Origin of the sequence: Niallia oryzisoli (assembly GCF_043641075.1) — a bacterium.
Lineage (GTDB): Bacteria > Bacillota > Bacilli > Bacillales > Cytobacillaceae > Bacillus_BD > Bacillus_BD oryzisoli_A.
Genome location: NZ_JBHZRC010000001.1, coordinates 1,557,031 through 1,574,553 on the forward strand (window position 1 = coordinate 1,557,031; position 17,523 = coordinate 1,574,553).

Annotated in this window: 17 protein-coding genes; all 17 read right to left on the bottom strand. The window is 39.4% G+C overall.

Annotated elements, in window-relative coordinates; genetic code table 11:
- Positions 1-59: 59 nt before the first annotated feature.
- Complete coding sequence (locus tag ACHUFV_RS07985; RefSeq protein ID WP_394233049.1) at positions 60-989, bottom strand: peptidase U32 family protein; 930 nt, start codon at positions 987-989, stop codon at positions 60-62.
- Positions 990-994: 5 nt separating this feature from the next.
- Positions 995-1,633: an O-methyltransferase gene (locus ACHUFV_RS07990; RefSeq protein WP_394233050.1), complete on the bottom strand. Its 639-nt coding sequence runs from the start codon at positions 1,631-1,633 to the stop codon at positions 995-997.
- 224 nt (positions 1,634-1,857) lie between these two features.
- A complete protein-coding gene (gene mltG, locus ACHUFV_RS07995) occupies positions 1,858-2,985 on the bottom strand; it encodes an endolytic transglycosylase MltG (protein ID WP_394233051.1) in 1,128 nt (375 codons plus the stop codon).
- A gap of 326 nt (positions 2,986-3,311) precedes the next feature.
- Positions 3,312-3,599 (bottom strand): DUF1292 domain-containing protein, encoded by a 288-nt coding sequence (locus ACHUFV_RS08000; RefSeq protein ID WP_394233052.1) that lies wholly within the window; start codon positions 3,597-3,599, stop codon positions 3,312-3,314.
- A 13-nt stretch (positions 3,600-3,612) separates the two neighbouring features.
- Positions 3,613-4,029 (bottom strand): Holliday junction resolvase RuvX, encoded by a 417-nt coding sequence (gene ruvX, locus ACHUFV_RS08005; protein ID WP_394233053.1) that lies wholly within the window; start codon positions 4,027-4,029, stop codon positions 3,613-3,615.
- 218 nt (positions 4,030-4,247) lie between these two features.
- On the bottom strand, positions 4,248-4,511 hold the full coding sequence (locus tag ACHUFV_RS08010; protein ID WP_394233054.1) for an IreB family regulatory phosphoprotein: 264 nt from the start codon (positions 4,509-4,511) through the stop codon (positions 4,248-4,250).
- A 107-nt stretch (positions 4,512-4,618) separates the two neighbouring features.
- On the bottom strand, positions 4,619-7,252 hold the full coding sequence (gene alaS / locus ACHUFV_RS08015) for an alanine--tRNA ligase (RefSeq protein WP_394233055.1): 2,634 nt from the start codon (positions 7,250-7,252) through the stop codon (positions 4,619-4,621).
- Positions 7,253-7,622: 370 nt separating this feature from the next.
- Positions 7,623-8,726: an AI-2E family transporter gene (locus ACHUFV_RS08020; protein ID WP_394233056.1), complete on the bottom strand. Its 1,104-nt coding sequence runs from the start codon at positions 8,724-8,726 to the stop codon at positions 7,623-7,625.
- Between the two features lie 122 nt (positions 8,727-8,848).
- Entirely contained in the window at positions 8,849-8,980 is a 132-nt protein-coding gene (locus ACHUFV_RS08025) for a YrzQ family protein (protein WP_394233057.1), read from the bottom strand.
- A 17-nt stretch (positions 8,981-8,997) separates the two neighbouring features.
- Positions 8,998-9,189 (bottom strand): hypothetical protein, encoded by a 192-nt coding sequence (locus ACHUFV_RS08030; RefSeq protein ID WP_338451523.1) that lies wholly within the window; start codon positions 9,187-9,189, stop codon positions 8,998-9,000.
- Positions 9,190-9,204: 15 nt separating this feature from the next.
- The gene (locus ACHUFV_RS08035; RefSeq protein WP_394233058.1) at positions 9,205-9,675 is read right to left on the bottom strand and encodes a PRC-barrel domain-containing protein; all 471 of its coding nucleotides are present in this window, start codon (positions 9,673-9,675) and stop codon (positions 9,205-9,207) included.
- A gap of 125 nt (positions 9,676-9,800) precedes the next feature.
- Positions 9,801-12,197 carry an SF1B family DNA helicase RecD2 gene (recD2, locus tag ACHUFV_RS08040; RefSeq protein ID WP_394233059.1) on the bottom strand — a complete coding sequence of 799 codons (2,397 nt, stop codon included), beginning with the start codon at positions 12,195-12,197 and terminating at the stop codon, positions 9,801-9,803.
- 45 nt (positions 12,198-12,242) lie between these two features.
- On the bottom strand, positions 12,243-12,899 hold the full coding sequence (locus tag ACHUFV_RS08045) for a tetratricopeptide repeat protein (protein WP_394233060.1): 657 nt from the start codon (positions 12,897-12,899) through the stop codon (positions 12,243-12,245).
- 141 nt (positions 12,900-13,040) lie between these two features.
- Positions 13,041-14,156: a tRNA 2-thiouridine(34) synthase MnmA gene (gene mnmA, locus ACHUFV_RS08050; RefSeq protein WP_394233434.1), complete on the bottom strand. Its 1,116-nt coding sequence runs from the start codon at positions 14,154-14,156 to the stop codon at positions 13,041-13,043.
- A 21-nt stretch (positions 14,157-14,177) separates the two neighbouring features.
- Complete coding sequence (locus ACHUFV_RS08055; RefSeq protein WP_394233061.1) at positions 14,178-15,323, bottom strand: cysteine desulfurase family protein; 1,146 nt, start codon at positions 15,321-15,323, stop codon at positions 14,178-14,180.
- Positions 15,324-15,541: 218 nt separating this feature from the next.
- Positions 15,542-15,961: a cysteine metabolism transcriptional regulator CymR gene (gene cymR, locus ACHUFV_RS08060; protein ID WP_394233062.1), complete on the bottom strand. Its 420-nt coding sequence runs from the start codon at positions 15,959-15,961 to the stop codon at positions 15,542-15,544.
- A 167-nt stretch (positions 15,962-16,128) separates the two neighbouring features.
- Positions 16,129-17,415, bottom strand: a complete 1,287-nt coding sequence (locus ACHUFV_RS08065; protein WP_394233063.1) for a replication-associated recombination protein A — start codon at positions 17,413-17,415, stop codon at positions 16,129-16,131.
- Positions 17,416-17,523: the final 108 nt, after the last annotated feature.

Here is a 17,523-nt window from a genome sequence, read left to right on the forward strand (position 1 = left end):
TCCGCTTTTCGTTATGATCTAGCTCCGTCGTCCCTGGGCAAGGCGGCTCCGCTTTTCTATTAGTAGACCGTTTCCTTAAAGAAGAAGCCTGTGTCTAACGGGCGATGTGCTGGTTGAATTTCTTCAACTTTCTCCAGTAATTCGGTCTTCATATCTTCGTATGCATCCAGATCCTCTGAGCAAGTATCGATGGCATTTCGGTATAGCTTCGTTACTTCCAATACATAGGATGGGTCATGAAGAATACCGTCGATTTTAAAGGAGTCTACCCCCGCTTCAATCATATCCTGAAGCTCATCAATAACACACATATCATTTGGACTCATAATATGGGTTCCATTTTCATCTTCAAAAATAGGATATTTATTTTCACGTTCTTTGTCGTGTAGGAACATATTTTTTTCCTGCTTGCGATTTTCAACTTCCATTACTTTTCCTTGATACTCAAAGTAATTACCAAGAAGTGATCGTTTCGACTGGAACATCGTGATCATTCCATGAACCTGTACTTCAATTTCAACCTCAGCCTTTTCTTTAATCTCAAGAATCGCATCAAGGTTGATCTCCTTAGCAAGGACTGCTCGTTTTGCTCCTTTTCGTCCCCAATAGTTACAGGTGTACCAGTTCGTTCCTGTTGTTTCAGTACTCCAGTGAAGCTTCAAATCCGGAGCAGCTTCTCTTGCCGCCATCAATACAGCAGGATCACCAAAAATGACAGCATCTGCCCCCGCATTTTGTAAAAACTGAAGATAGCCGGCAAGTTCTGGTACTTTTTCATTATGAAATAAGGCATTCATCGCCACATATACTTTTTTTCCTTTTTCATGAGCCATTTTGATCGCTTCCACTACTTGCTCACGGGAAAATTCACCTGCTAAACGTAGTCCATATCTTTGTTCACCAATGACAAATGCATCTGCTCCTGCTTCAATCAGTGGAAGGATTTGATTTACATCTGCTGGTGTTACGAGTAATTCTGGTTTTTTCACGTTCTTCACCTCTTCTTACTTATTGCTACACCGTCTCCAACGGGTAAAATAACTGTGTGATAATCAGGATGATTCATTAGCCATTCATTGAACAGCTTAATCTTCTTTACTAGATTTGCTGTTCGTTTACTTTCAATCGTTTCTTCTGCTACAAGGCCCTTAAATAGAACATTATCTGTTACAATGACACCCTGATCAGTCAGATAGCCTGCATACAGTTCAAAGAAACGTTTATATTGTCCTTTTGCGGCATCAATAAAAATCACGTCATATGTCCCTTCTGAAGCAACAGCCTCTTCAACCTCAAGAGCATCTCCCAGGATGATCTTTATTTGCTCTTTTTTTCCATACTGCTCAATATATTGCTGCGCTAACGCTGCTCGCTCATGATCCCGTTCAATCGTAGTAATCGTTGCTTCAGGAATCGCATGTGCCATTCGTAACGCTGAATAGCCTATCGCTGTACCTACTTCAAGAATCTTTTTCGGTTGAGCAATGCGGAGAAATTGCAGCATTGCTTCCATTCCAGCAACTTCCATGATAGGAACATTGTTATCAGCAGCATAAGCCTCGATATTTATGAAAAATTCCGGACGTTCCGGAATTAAATTTTCTATATAGGCATGTAACTTATCGTTTTTCATTATATAGCCACCTCAATCTGTGAAACATGAAAAAATAGCGTTTCACAGAAATTACGTTAAACGAGGAACTCGATTTTAACGATTGCAGAATTAGCTGCATAACTGTGTTTACGCTACTCGTAAAATGATTTTGAGAACACTTGAACTATTTTAACACAAATGAACGGGAAATGCCAATAATCGTCACTCCCCGTTCACGTTTTATACGCTAGAACTTTCTTCCTTTATTGGATATGCTCTGCTTTTTTCTCATTATGCTCGGTAAGTGTTTTGGAGAATAGCACTTCGCCCTCAGGTGTAGCTAGAAAATAGAGAAAATCGGTATCGGCTGGTTCCAACGCTGCCTCGATTGAGGAAATCCCTGCGTTCGCAATGGGACCTGGTGTCAATCCAGGATTAATATACGTATTAAAAGGATCCTCTATTTCTAAATCACTATAATAAACCTTTTCCTTATGCTCTCCTTTGGCATACAGAACGGTTGGATCTGTTTGTAAAGGCATGCCGGAATCTATTCGATTATAGAAAACACTTGAGATTTGGTCTCTATCAACCTTTGCCGTTGCTTCTTCTTCAATTAAGGAAGCCATCGTCAATACCTGATGAACTGTCATCTGTTTTTCTTCCATTTGCATTCGATATTCATCGACTACAGATTTAGTTTTATTCAGCATCACTTGGACGATTTCTTCAATAGAAGGATCTTTCCTGTAAAATGGATAGGTAGCTGGAAATAGATATCCTTCAAGTGGATATTTAATGAGCGGATTCAACATTTCATTCGATAATAATTCTGGATATTGTGATATTAAGGATTCAATATATGTCCGATCATTTAACACAGCTAAAATTTCTTCAGATTTATAGCTTGTATTTTTAGCAATGATTTCGGCAATTTCAGTCAGCTGCTTTCCTTCGGGAATGGTTATCTTAAAAACAGCCTTCTGCATTACTTTTCCCGTTTTTAAGCTGTTTACGATTTGTGGTAGTGTCATCGAAGGAGTCATGACATATTCACCAGCCATAAAGCCAGATTCATTCTTAAACTTTACATAATATTTAAATACGCGGGCATTCTTGATAACCCCGTTATCCTCTAATATTTGTGAAATATTAGTAACACCAGCACCTATTGGAATCTCAATCTTTTTTTCCTCTTTACTATCCGGATCAACTGGTTTTAATGCGGAATTAATATAAAAATACCCTCCGCCAAATACAAGAATTGCAATTAAGAAAATAGAAATAGATATAATGGCAACTACCTTACGGACAACCTTTGCTTCATTTTGACGTTCCATTAATTTATTCGTAAATCCTGTTTTTTCGTCATTATTCTCTTTTTTCTTCACCCGTTCCCCTCCATTCATCAGGGTTTTACATATTTCTCGAATCATTATACTATATTTTTAAATGAACGTAAAAAAAAGTTCAGACTGCTCCCTATACTATATAGACTCTATTTAACAAAGTAGTTGATTTCCGTTCCAGGCACTTCGCTTTCCGCGGGCGACCGCCGAGCCTCCTCGACACTTCGTGTCTGCGGGGTCTCGACTGTCTCGCTTCTCCCGCAGGAGTCTTCGTGCCTTCCACTGCAATCAACAGGCTAACAAAATCACAATACTGTTTTAACATAGCCAATAAAAAAAATAGACCAGCCAATTGGCCGGTCTGTTTTTTATTCTTCTTCTTCCTGCTCATCCATAAAGGTATTAAGCATTTCTTCGATTAAATCCCACTCTTCATCCGTTTCAATCGGCATTAATTCACCATCTGAATTGTTTTCACTCGGAGTGAAGGAAGAAGCATGAATTTCAATTTCTTCATCATCGTCATCTGCACCAATTGGATAATAAAGAACATAGGATTTGCCAAATTCTTCAGAGTCAAATGTAAATAGTACTTCACATAATTGCTCGTTTCCTTCTTCATCTACTACTGTAATATTATTTTCGCCGTGGTTCATATTATTCACCTCATTAATTTTTACTATCTAAATATCCTTGCAGGATCATAGCAGCTGCCATTTTATCAATAACTTTTTTCCTTTTCTTACGGCTCATATCCGCTTCAAGCAACACTCTCTCAGCCGCAACTGTTGTTAGCCTTTCATCCCAAAGTACAACTGGAACACCAAATCGTTTATGCAGCTCATCTGCATAAAATTGGCTCGCTTCACCACGTGGACCAATTGTTCCATTCATGTTTTTGGGCAATCCAACTACAATCGTACTAACTTCATTTTCTTTAATCAGCTTTTCCATTTCACTGAAGCCATATTCCCCTTCAGCTTCATTAATTGCTATTGTTGTTAATCCTTGCGCAGTCCAGCCAAAAGCATCACTTAATGCAACGCCAACCGTTTTGGAACCAACATCTAAGCCCATCATTCGCATTTATGATCCCTCACAATTTTGATGCATCTTATTTCGAAAAGAAATGTGATGAATACCATTTTCCTGTTCAAAAAGCGGTCTCGATTTGTATGTACACTTTATCATATAACAAGGCACCTTCCACTATCCAAAAGTGCCTTGTTTTTCTTTAAGCTAAACAAATGATACAGAAGAATGTAGCAGCATCCTACTGTCTTTTATCCCATCTTGTGCATGTCCTATGCTTTGTTTTCTTTCAAATAGGATTTCATTAATTCTTCAATAATTTCATCCCGTTCCAGTTTACGTATCATATTCCGTGCATCCCGGTGTCTAGGAATATAGGCTGGATCGCCCGATAGCAGATAACCAACAATTTGGTTAATCGGATTATAGCCTTTCTCCTGTAAAGCTTCGTATACTTGGAAAAGCACTTCCTTGACATTATGTTCAAAAGGTTCTTCAGGAAAATTGAATCTCATTGTTTGGTCAAATGAGCTCATTATTTACACCTCACTTTTTGTAGAGGAAACACAACCATAATCAACACTAATTCTTGCAATTATTTATGATAGTAGTTGTATATATTTTACACTACTTTTTGACAATATCAAACGGATTTCACCCATTCTTCTACATATTCTAATGCTGCATCCAATTTAGCAGGGTCTTTTCCTCCTGCTTGTGCCATATCTGGACGGCCTCCACCGCCGCCTCCGCAGATTGCAGCTACTTCCTTAATGAGTTTACCCGCGTGATAACCTTTATCCATTAAATCCTTTGTTACTCCGGCAATTAAATTAACTTTGTCTTCTGCAGGACTACCAAGAACAACAATACCGCTTCCAAGCTTTTGCTTTAAATCATCGGCCATATTACGGAGATTATTCATGTCTGTCCCTTGAACCTTTGCTACTAATACAGGAACCCCGTTTATATCCTTCACTTTAGATACAAGATTGCCCGCTTCAATATTGCCCAATTTTGTGGCTAAAGATTCATTCTCACGTTGAAGATGTTTTATTTCATTCTGTAAAATTTCAATTCTAGCCGGCACTTCTTTAGGATTTGTTTTTAATTTTGCAGCCGCATCTTTTAGAATGCTAATTTGATTGTTCATCAGGCTATAAGCACCTTCACCTGTCACAGCTTCGATACGTCGGATACCGGCACCAATCCCACTTTCAGAAACAATTTTAAATAACCCAATAACTGACGTATTCGGAACATGGCAGCCTCCGCAAAGCTCAAGACTGAAATCGCCCACTTTAACAACCCGGACAATATCACCATATTTTTCACCAAATAAGGCCATTGCTCCCATTGCCTTTGCTTCATTAATTCCTTTATAGCTTATATCAACACCAATGCTTTTCCAAATTTGCTCATTAACAATTTCTTCAATTCGTTCTAGCTCTTCAGGCTGAACCTGACCAAAATGAGAAAAGTCAAAGCGTAAACGATCAGGCTCTACCAATGAACCTGCTTGATTAACATGTGTACCAAGTACATCCTTAAGTGCTTGATGCAGCAAATGTGTTGCTGTATGGTTTTTAATTACTTTAGAACGATTTTCTTCATGAACAGAGGCAAATACCGTTGTATTGACCTTAAGACTACCTTCGACCACGATGGCACGATGCAGATTCTGGCCATTCGGTGCCTTTTGTACATCTAGCACATCAACCTTTATTCCTTCAGCAGCAAGGATTCCCTTATCCGCAATTTGACCGCCGCTTTCTGCATAGAATGGAGTTTGGTCAAGGATAAATTGGAACTCATCACCAGCTTGAACTTCCTCTGTTACTTGACCATCCTTTACTAACACGATAACGTTTGCTTCTAATTGCAGCTGGTCATATCCTTCGAATTTACTTTCATTTTTAATTTCACTTAGGACACCGCTTTGAACCTGCATTGAATCAACATCCTGACGTGCAGATCGTGCACGTTCACGCTGTTGTTCCATTTCATTTTCAAAACCTTCATGATCAACAGTCATGCCTTCTTCTTCCGCGTATTCCTCTGTTAATTCAACAGGGAAACCATATGTGTCATATAAGCGGAATACATCGGCACCGGAAATTTTACTGCTTCCTCTGTCTTTTTCCTTTTTCATCACTTCAGCTAGAATAGCTAACCCTTCATGTAAGGTTTCATGAAAGCGTTCTTCCTCATTTTTCACGACTTTCTCAATAAACGCTTGTTTTTCTTTGACTTCAGGATAGAAGTCAACCATGATTTCACCAACGATAGCTACAAGCTCAAACATAAACGGACGATTGATGCCTATTTGTTTCGCATAACGGACCGCTCTACGCAGTAAACGTCTTAAAACATAGCCGCGTCCTTCATTTGATGGAATAGCACCATCACCAATGGCAAAGGCAACTGTTCTAATGTGGTCAGCTATTACTTTAAAGGCAACATCTGTCTCTTTTTCTTTACCATATTGTGCACCTGATATTTCCTCTGTTGCACGAATTATCGGGATAAATAAATCCGTATCAAAGTTTGTTTCTACATTTTGTACGACTGAAGTAATACGTTCCAGTCCCATCCCTGTATCAATATTTTTCTTTGGTAGCGGAGTGTATGTGCCATCAGGGTTATGGTTGAATTCAGAAAAAACTAGGTTCCACACTTCTAGATAACGATCATTTTCTCCGCCTGGATACAATTCCGGATCCTCGGGGTCGTTTCCAAATTCGGGGCCGCGGTCATAAAAGATTTCTGTATTAGGACCGCTCGGACCTTCTCCGATATCCCAAAAGTTTCCTTCTAAACGGATGATCCGCTCTTCTGGAATCCCGATTTTACGGTTCCACAGTTCAAAAGCCTCTTCATCTTCAGGATGAATCGTAACAGATAGCTTTTCCTTTTCAAACCCAATCCATTTCTCATCGGTTAGAAATTCCCAAGCCCATTCAATGGCTTCTTCTTTAAAATAATCACCGATTGAAAAGTTCCCCAGCATTTCAAAGAATGTATGGTGTCGGGCTGTCTTCCCAACATTCTCAATATCATTTGTTCGAATCGACTTTTGTGCATTTGTGATACGTGGATTTTCAGGAACCACACGACCATCAAAGTATTTCTTAAGTGTTGCGACTCCACTGTTGATCCATAATAATGATGGGTCTTCGTGGGGAACAAGCGAAGCACTCGGTTCAACCGCATGTCCTTTTTCTTTAAAGAAATCTAAAAACATCTGACGAATTTCTGCTCCTGTATGTCTTTTCACTTTAGTATCCTCCTATTTGTTTTCTAATTTTCCACACAAAAAAAGCCCTCTTCCCTGGACAGGGACGAGAAGCTTTGGCTCGCGGTACCACCCTGATTATGAATGCAAACACACATTCATCTCTCAATATCACCTTAACGCGGTATGACGGCAGTGATTAGCTGCACTCAGGATTAGCATTCTGTTATTCTTCATCTAGAGCTTCTCTCAGCCTCGGAAGCTCCTCTCTTACGTGTTACATCACTAGATGGGCTCTAACATACTCGTTCCTTCTTCATGTTTTATTATGTAAGTGTGATTATATTACGCATTATGCGATATTCTCAATAGCTTGTCAATATTTGAACCTAATCAAATTCTCTCGTCGCATTTATACTTCTTCCCTTGTATCATTTTGTTTGAAAAGATCAATCGTATTCTTTTTACTGAAATGTTTTTTGATATGAAGTAAGCTTGCTTTCAAAATCGCGACAATCGGCACGGATAATATCAAGCCTAGTATTCCACCTATTTCCCCTCCGGCAAAAAGAGCAAGCATGATGATAAGTGGATGCATATGAAGGCTTTTCCCAACAATAAGCGGTGACAGAATATTCCCCTCTAAAAATTGCATACAAAAGATTATACAAGCAGTAATAATCATCATTTTCACTGATAAAGTAGAGGCAATAATGACAGCCGGTATCGCACCGATAACCGGTCCAAAATATGGGATTACATTTGTAATACCAATAATAAGCCCAAGCAGTAACGGATATTTCATATGAAAAAACCAAAATAATAAAGCAGATATTGTACCAATCATAACACAGACAAGTGTCTGCCCCCTTATATAACTGCCAAGAGATTTATCAATATCCCGTAAGAGAATGATTCCTCCCTGCCGCCATTTCCTTGGTGTTAAATACCATACTGCTTTTTTTATCAATACATAATCCTTCAACATATAAAATGATATAAAAGGAATAATGGCGAACGTAAAAAGCGAACTAACCAGTTCTAGAATAGAATTGATTACATTGGTAAGGATAGCCGCTAAGCTTTGCTCTATGGATACAATCCCTTCGTTAATTCGTTCCTGTATTCCATCCGGCCAGGCAGCTGTTTTATGTTGAACATAATTAACAAAGTCAAGATACTGATTGGTAAGCTCTGGCACACTCTCAGCCAAATCCTTCAATTGTTTAATAATCTCTGGCAGCCCTTTATAAACAGCAAAGCCAACTCCGCCAAAAAAAAGAAAATAAATAATAAAAACAGCCATTCCTCTATGTAATCCTCCTTCATGGATTCTTTCAATAATCGGATGAAGAAGATAGGTAATAAAAGCTGCCACGATAAACGGAAACAATATCTTAAAAATGACCATTACTATCGGAAGCCAAATAGGCTGCAGTTTAATAAAAATAAACAGCACAATCATAAAAAGGAGCAGAAAACCTAAACGGTAATACCATTTTAAAGAGATATTCAACGCTTATCGCCTCCTTTCCTTATTGTGAAGGCAAATGCATATTTTATACCTATTTGGCGAATCTTTTTACTCTAAATATGATATGAATAAGGGATAACCCAATATAGGTTATCCCTTATCTATTAGAATAATGCTTTCAAGCCTTTTTTCATTTTCCGCATTTGCCGGTTCGAAACGAGGTTATTTTTTTGCACATAATTATAAGCGGCTACTCCAGCACTCACTGCAAGCATGGAAGTTATCACTTTATTCATAAAATTCACCTCAAACTTTATAGGATAAACCGACGTTCATCTTCATCAAACAGATCATCAAGTGAGCTTAGTGAACCATCTTCTTCAACTTGATGGGTCAAGATCAACCCATTTGAAAGAGTAAGCTCAATAAAACAATTCCAGCAGTAATATTGGTTGATGCCAATCTTTCCGATATCCTTACTCTGACAATTAGGACATTTAAACATTCGAACACCTCACAGTTATTTAACCTTCACTATGATGGCATCCTTCCCAATTGCAGGCGGTTTATCAGCTTTCACCACACGTTTTCCTTCTATGATGTCTGAAAAGAAGCCATCCGATAATTCATACCCTATAATCGTTCCCGCTTCTTCCAGAAAATATACATCTTCTAAGAAACCAAGACGTTCTCCCTCGCTCGTCATCATCATTCTGCCAAGCAATCGTCTCTGGTTTTCAAACGTGTATTCCTTTGGATCTGTTAATGGTTCTAAAATATTACGGTCTTCAATCATTACCCCATCAAAGCCAAAAGAAGATACATCCTTCACATTGATTTTATATGTTTTTTTAAAGAAAACGCCTTTTTTGATCAGCAAACCTCTAACCATACCGTCATTTGATATATTTAAGTCACAGATTTCTCCAATTTTTGAACCTGATTTTAGTTCAAATACAGGAAGTCCCTTTAATAAAGAAAACGTCCGCAAAGATAATCCCCACCCTTCCGAACATTACTATTATCTGCTGAAGCCTCTAAAACATAAGAAGAAAGCTTTTCCAATATCAATCACGTTTGATATGACAAAAAAGAGCATCCGTGGATACTCTTTTCTTACATAAACTGGTAGGGTGTTACATTTTCCATTCCAATCATTGGATCAACATTCATCATCAATTCTTCATAGGTCATGTCAGTCTGCTGAAGCTCCGCCTCAACAGATACCACTTTTGCCTTTATCTCCTGCAACTTCTCAGCCAAAGTGGTCTTGCGGGATTGTTCATCAGCGCGCTCAACACCGAGTCTTAGTGCATCTTCTTCACCACAAAGAATTAAAAATTGTTTACTCCTTGTAATGGCGGTATAAATTAAATTTCTCTGCAGCATTCGATAATAGCTTTTCACAATTGGCAGAATCACAATCGGAAATTCACTTCCCTGTGATTTATGCACAGAGCAGCAATAAGCAAGCGTGATTTGATTTAGATCCTGTCTCGTATAGGTTATTTCGACGCCTTCGAAGGAAACTACTACCATATCCTGCTTTTCCGTATTCTCTTTTGCATAAAAAACAGACACAATTTCGCCCATGTCACCATTAAACACATGCTTATCAGGTTGATTGACGAGCTGAAGGACTTTATCCCCGACCCGATACTTTGTACTGCCAAAGACCAGCTCTTTGCGGGATCCATCCGGATTTCCATTTAGGATTTCCTGCAGCATCTCATTTAAACTGTCAATGCCTGCTGGTCCTTTATACATGGGTGCCAAGACTTGAATATCCCTTGGCAGATACCCTTTTTTCTTGGCATTTAAGACAACCTTTTCAATTACATTGGCAATCTGCCCCGTATGACAACGAAAAAAAGAGCGATCCTTCTTCTGAACACTGACATCCATTGGCAAGTTCCCTTTTTTAATTTCATGTGCCAGTTCAATTATCGAGGATCCTTCTGCCTGACGATAAATATCCGTTAAACGAATAGTTGGAATCGCATTAGAATGAAGCAAATCTCGTAATACCTGCCCTGGGCCTACTGAAGGAAGCTGATCCTCATCGCCGACAAGAATGACCTGTATATGCTCCGGCAAGGCTTTAAATAACTTGTTAGCCAGCCAAATATCCACCATAGACGTTTCATCTACAATGAGGATTTTCCCTTCTAACGGGTTGTCTTCATGATGATCAAAGCCCTCGCTTCCATTCCATCCCAGTAGTCGATGAATTGTTACAGCCGGTAGACCGGTTGATTCAGTCATTCGTTTTGCAGCACGTCCAGTGGGTGCAGCAAGCAAAAATGGAAATGGCTCCTCTTTTTTATAATCCTTTGGATCAAGTGAGCAGCCATGCAGCTCAGCATATAATTCGACAATCCCTTTAATGACGGTTGTTTTTCCGGTTCCGGGACCGCCGGTTAATAATAACAACGGCGACATAAGGGCTGTTTGAATCGCATCCTTTTGCGTGGGTGCATATTGAACACCAATTCGTTCCTCTAAATTTCCAAGTGCCAGCAAGAACTCCGATTCAGGAAATTGATCCTCATATTCCTTTTGCTCAAGCAGCTTCTTAATACTTGTCACAAGGCCCTTTTCTGAAAAAAAGAGATAAGGCAAATAAAACCTTTTTTCTTCAACGATTATTTTTCCTTCTTCTTCAAGCTTTAATAATTCACTTGTGATATCGGCATATTCAATTTGATCACGTTGATTTTCTTCGAGAAGCTTTTGCACACTGACTAAAAGCTGTTCAGCGTCGACAAATACATGACCATTTTGCATACATTCCTGTTCCAGAATATAAAGACAGCCTGCTTTTATTCGGTCTGGATGATTTCCAGTAATTCCTTGCTGGTGCCCGAGTTCATCTGCACGAGCAAAGCCAATTCCCTCTACATCCTCTACCAACTTATATGGATTCGTTTGGATTACATCTATGGTCTGATCTTTATACGCCTGATATATTTTCATCGATAATTGAGGGCCAAATCCGTATTGATTTAACGCAATCATTGCCTGCTCAAGCCCTTGATGCTCCATCAAGGTGTCATATAAATCCTTTGCTTTATCAGGCGGAAGTTTAGGAACTTGATCTAAGAGGGAAGGTTGGTTTAAGATCCTCGTAATCGCGTTTTCACCAAGCGTATCAACAATCTTCTCAGCTGTTTTCTTACCAATCCCCTTGAAAAGCTCACTTGAAAGGTAGCTGACAACTCCTTGCTTTGTTTGCGGTATATCCTTCCGAAAATGTGTAGCATGAAATTGAAGTCCAAATTTTTGATGCTCCTTCATCTCTCCATAAAAAATATACACTTCCTGCTCATGGATTTTCGGAAAGTAGCCAGTAATCACCGCTTCTTTATCTTCATAATTTTCATTTGTTTCTTCGACTCTGATTCTGAGAACCGTATACAAATTTTGTTCATTATGAAAAATGGTTACAATCGGTCTCCCTTTGATAAACTTTCCCTGTTCCGCATATAAATCAAGTGAATCCTGTTTCTCCACCTTTATGTTCCCCTCCTTACCGTCAATGACATCGTCCTTGTCCCATTACTGCCCAGCCTCTTCAATCAAACGCTTCCCGTGACCTGCTAATAAATGATCTGGCTGGATTTCCAATGCCTTGTCAAACATAGCTAAAGCTTTGTCGCCATCTTCCTGGAATCCGTATGCGACGCCTAGATTATAAAAAGCATCTGCATGCTGTGGGTCGATCTTGATACATTTTTCAAACTGTTCAATGGCTTCATCAAGGTAACTTTGGTTCGCTAAACAAAGTCCATACTGAAAAAAACCTTCTGCATCCTGTTCATTTAATTCCGTGCACCTTTGAAAATAAGGAAGAGCCTTCAACGGCTGCTCCATAGCAATTAGGGACATGCCTAGCATAAAGAAGTTATCTGATGAATCTAAGCCTCTTTTCATTGCTGTTTCGAACATTGTTTTTGCCTGATCGAATTGCTCGTTTTCATAATATACATTTCCTGCACTATAATAGGCGGCGGCTGCATTTTCGTCTAATTCAATTGCTTTTTGAAAAAATTGTAATGCCTTTTCTGTTTCACCCACAACAGCAAGAAGATTACCAAAATTTATGTATGAAACGGGATCCTCCGGAGCCTCTTCAATCGCCTCCACGAAAACCTTTGCGGCATCCTCCCACTTACCTTCCTGCATGTATTCGATTCCTAATTGGTTTTTATCCAAACTCTTCACTCCGTTCCTATTATTCAACTTAAAAGTATAGCATACTTCTACACTAGAGAAGTACTCGAACTAAGCAAAAAAAGGTGCAGACACTACAGTTACCCTGCAGCTATCTGACACCATTTTTTAGATCTCTCTCCATTATCCAACATATGTTAACTTTGCATCATTTTTATAGACTTCATCTATTGTACCGCCACCCAAACATTCATCACCATTGTAAAAAACGACTGCTTGTCCTGGTGTAACCGCACGGATTGGTTCTTTGAACACGACTCTAACCTTTTGATCATCTAGTAACTCAACTCTGACTTGATTATCAGCCTGACGATATCTGAATTTTGCGGTGCATTCAAAGCTTGTTGATTTATCTCTATCTGACACCCAGCTTACATTCACTGCTGTGATTGATGTTGAATATAGCTTCTCATTATGGAAGCTTTGGCCGACATAGAGAACATTGCGTTTTAGATCCTTACCAATTGCAAACCATGGTTCACCGGCTCCGCCAATTCCTAGTCCATGACGCTGTCCGATTGTATAATACATAAGGCCATCATGCTTTCCTACTACTTTACCATCCAAGGTTTCCATATTTCCCGGCTGAGCGGGTAAATATTGACTTAGGAAGGTTTTGAAATTCCGTTCCCCAATGAAGCAAATTCCTGTACTGTCCTTTTTCGTTGCAGTAGCTAATTCTGCTTCCTTAGCAATTTCCCGAACCCTTGCTTTTTCAATGTCACCAATTGGGAACATAACCTTCGAAAGCTGTTCCTGTGTTAATTGGTTTAGAAAATAGGTTTGATCTTTATTTTCGTCAATCCCCCGAAGCATTTTATATTCGCCGTCACGATATTCAACTCTCGCATAATGTCCTGTTGCTAAATAATCGGCTCCCAGGTTCATCGCATGCTCTAAAAATGCTTTAAACTTAATTTCTTTATTACACATTACATCTGGGTTTGGTGTTCTTCCCGCCTTATATTCATCGAGAAAATACGTAAAAACTTTATCCCAGTACTGCTTTTCAAAATTAACGGCATAATATGGAATCCCAATCTGATTGCAAACCCGTATCACGTCTTCGTAATCCTCTGTCGCTGTACAAACGCCAAACTCGTCTGTATCATCCCAGTTTTTCATAAAGATTCCAATGACATCATAACCCTGCTGCTTTAACAAAAGGGCCGCGACAGATGAATCCACGCCGCCAGACATTCCAACCACAACCCGTGTGTCTTTTGGTTCCTTCAACAGAACTGCCTCCTTTTGCTAGTCTTATTTAGTTGTTAATCTTTGTACGATTTTTGCCATTTCTTCTCCGACCTTTTTGATTTGCTCAACGGTGTTTGAAACACCAAAGCTGAAACGAATCGAATTTGTCAATTTATAAGATTCCTTCCCAAACATGCTGACAAGAACATGCGAAGGCTCTACTGCACCCGCTGTACATGCAGACCCGCTAGAAGCAGCAATACCTGCTAAATCAAGGTTTACCAAAAGTGCCTCAACATTCGTTCCAGGGAAACTGAGATTCAGCACATGCGGCAACGATGTCTCAAGAGACCCATTAACCGTAAACTGGATAGGATAGGCTTTGAGTGTATCTACAAGTGTTTCTTTATACAGCTTATATTGGTCTCTTCGTTTCTCCCTGTCTTGTTCCATCAGCTTAACAGCTTCAAAGAAACCAATAATTGCCGGAACATTCTCTGTGCCAGCCCGTCTTTTTCTTTCCTGATCTCCTCCAAAAGTTCGGGAGATTAGTTTGATTCCATTTTTACTATATAAAAAACCGATTCCCTTCGGTCCGTTTATTTTATGAGCAGATACACTCAACAAATCAACCTTCAATTCGTTAACATCTATTTTTTCCATTCCATATGCCTGCACCGCATCTGTATGAAAAACAGCTTGATGTTCTGAAAGAATTTCACCGATTTCTGCGATAGGCTGGATCGCTCCAACTTCATTATTACCGTACATAATGGTGACAAGAATCGTATCGTCTCTTAGTGATTGTTGAAAATCTGATAAAGAAATCCTACCATTTTCATCAACAGGTAAATAAGTAACCTCGAACCCTCTTCTTTCTAATTCTTGGCATGCATGCAAAACAGCATGATGTTCAATAGCTGTAGTAATAATGTGTTTTCCATTCGCTTGATTCGCTTCCGCAGCGCCAAAAATAGCATAATTATCAGCTTCCGTTCCACCGCTCGTAAAGATTAGCTCAGTTTCCTTCGCTCCAATGCTTCGGGCTATTCCTAATCGAGCCTCATCAACGATTTTTCGTGCTTCACGTCCGTAAGAATGAATACTCGAAGGATTACCGAAATAATCAGCCATTGACATAGCCATTTTTTCAATTACAGCAGGGTGCATGGGGGTTGTTGCCGCATGATCGACATATATCCGTTCCAAATTGTTTCACCTTCTTATTTTGTTGAGCTATTCTATCAAATTCGCTCGTCGAATTTGCGTCCGGATTTTTATCGAGCTCGCTCGATAAATTCCTCTTAGAATCCGAGACATCCGCCGGAGGCTTAACTTTATTCAGCTGGGTTTGTACCCTCATGAATCGAAGAGCTTTTTCAATTCACCGTTTAATTTCAGAAGAGAAGGGCATTGGCTGAATAAAATTAAATATAGAACATATAGGAATCAATTTCACCCTCATCCTTATGATTTGCCAAATCCTGGATCGTAGTGTTATCTAAAACATCCTTTACTGCATCCCTTATTCTAATCCATAATGCCCGTTTTACCGGTTCTTCATCCTCAATTCCTTCAACAGGTGTAATGGGACCTTCAAGAACACGAATGATATCACCTGATGTTATTTTGGATGGATCATCCGCTAAAATGTACCCTCCATAAGCACCGCGAACACTTTTCACTAAGCCTGCGTTCCGTAAAGGAGCGATTAACTGCTCCAAATAGTGTTCAGATAAATCATTTGCCTGTGCAATTGATTTTAAAGAAACGGGTCCTTCACCATATTTTTTGGCTAATTCAATCATAATCGTCAAGCCATAACGTCCCTTTGTTGAAATTTTCATTTCCTAACACCTCTCTCAATTCATTTGATAAATATATATTAAAACTAAAAAAGTGAATAGTGCTATATAAAAGCATACTATATAGATAAACTTAATCTATTATATCATACTATCCTATACCCTTGCAGGCTTCCGACTTTTGACCGGACGAAGCGTATTTGATACAGCTATTTTCCCTTTTTAAACTGTTCCAGTCTTTCATATATCGCAGCTAACCGTTTTTCTTCACCTGCTTCAACTGGCTGGTAATATTTAGTGCCCTTTAAATTAGCAGGTAAATACTCCTGATTCACCCAGCCGCCAAAGGTTCCAATTGGATAATCATGAGGATACTGATAACCGACATGGCCGAGAACCTTTGCACCAGAATAATGGGCGTCCCGTAAATGTTTTGGAATCTCCCCTACTTTTCCTGTTCTGATCCCGTCTATCGCTGCATCCAGCGCTTTATAGGCAGAATTCGATTTTGAAGATAAGCACATTTCAACAACTGCCGCGGCAAGTGGTATTCTTGCCTCTGGAAGTCCAAGTCGTTCCGAGGAGGTTACTGCTGCAAGAACACGGCCTCCAACATCTGGATTAGCAAGTCCTATATCTTCATAGGCAATAACCAGCAATCTACGATTAACGGATACTAAATCACCCGTTTCCAATAAATGAGCTAGGTAGTATAAAGCAGCATTCACATCACTGCCACGGATGCTTTTTTGTAAACTGGATAAGAGGTTGTAATAATGAGATCCTTTTTTATCTCCGTACACACCCGCTTTTTTGATCATCCTATCGATTGTATCATTTTGAACTCTATATGTATCCTCAACAATATCAGAAGAATAAACGATTGATTCCAGCATCGTAAGTGATTTCCTGGCATCCCCTGCAGCACCTTCAGCTATCGCATCAATTTGCTCTTCGGTAATGTCTATCGAGAGTTTGCCAAAGCCTCTTTCTTCATCCTTTAATGCTCGAATAATGAGCTCTTTAATATCTTCCTTAGCAAGTCTTGTTAATTGCAGAATTTGTCCGCAACGACTGCGGATGGCTGGATTCACGTCATGAAAGGGATTTTCTGTTGTTGCTCCAATTAGCACAATGGTGCCATTCTCTACATGCGGAAGTAGATAATCCTGCTGTGCTTTATTAAAACGATGAATTTCATCTAAAAACAGAATAAGTTTTCCTGTTAAACGAGCTTCCTGTACAACCTCTTCAACATCCTTTTTACCAGAGGTTGTAGCGTTTAAAGCGACAAACGGGAGCTTAGTCGTTCCTGCAATCGCGAAGGCAAGGGAGGTTTTTCCAATACCAGGCTCCCCGTATAAAAGCATAGAAGGCACATAGCCGTTCTTTACCATTTTATATAAACTTGTATTTTTTCCGATAATCTCTTTTTGTCCGATTACTTCCTCGATGATTGTCGGACGCATCCGAAAAGCAAGCGGTTCACCGTTCAATCCCAAAACCCCCATTACATATATGCTTTCATTATAGTGTATCGTATGGTATCAGGCACCTGCAATGCACTAATTCGCCCTATTTGTACTTTTCAGATGGACAGTTCC

Coding starts and splice junctions, on each gene's coding strand:
- ACHUFV_RS08025 (WP_394233057.1), bottom strand. CDS start 8,980: ATGAATAAAGTGATAACTTCCATGCTTGCAGTGAGTGCTGGAGTAGCC.
- ruvX (WP_394233053.1), bottom strand. CDS start 4,029: ATGCGAATGATGGGCTTAGATGTTGGTTCCAAAACGGTTGGCGTTGCA.
- ACHUFV_RS07990 (WP_394233050.1), bottom strand. CDS start 1,633: ATGAAAAACGATAAGTTACATGCCTATATAGAAAATTTAATTCCGGAA.
- ACHUFV_RS08000 (WP_394233052.1), bottom strand. CDS start 3,599: ATGAACCACGGCGAAAATAATATTACAGTAGTAGATGAAGAAGGAAAC.
- cymR (WP_394233062.1), bottom strand. CDS start 15,961: ATGAAAATTTCAACAAAGGGACGTTATGGCTTGACGATTATGATTGAA.
- ACHUFV_RS08010 (WP_394233054.1), bottom strand. CDS start 4,511: ATGAGCTCATTTGACCAAACAATGAGATTCAATTTTCCTGAAGAACCT.
- ACHUFV_RS08030 (WP_338451523.1), bottom strand. CDS start 9,189: ATGTTTAAATGTCCTAATTGTCAGAGTAAGGATATCGGAAAGATTGGC.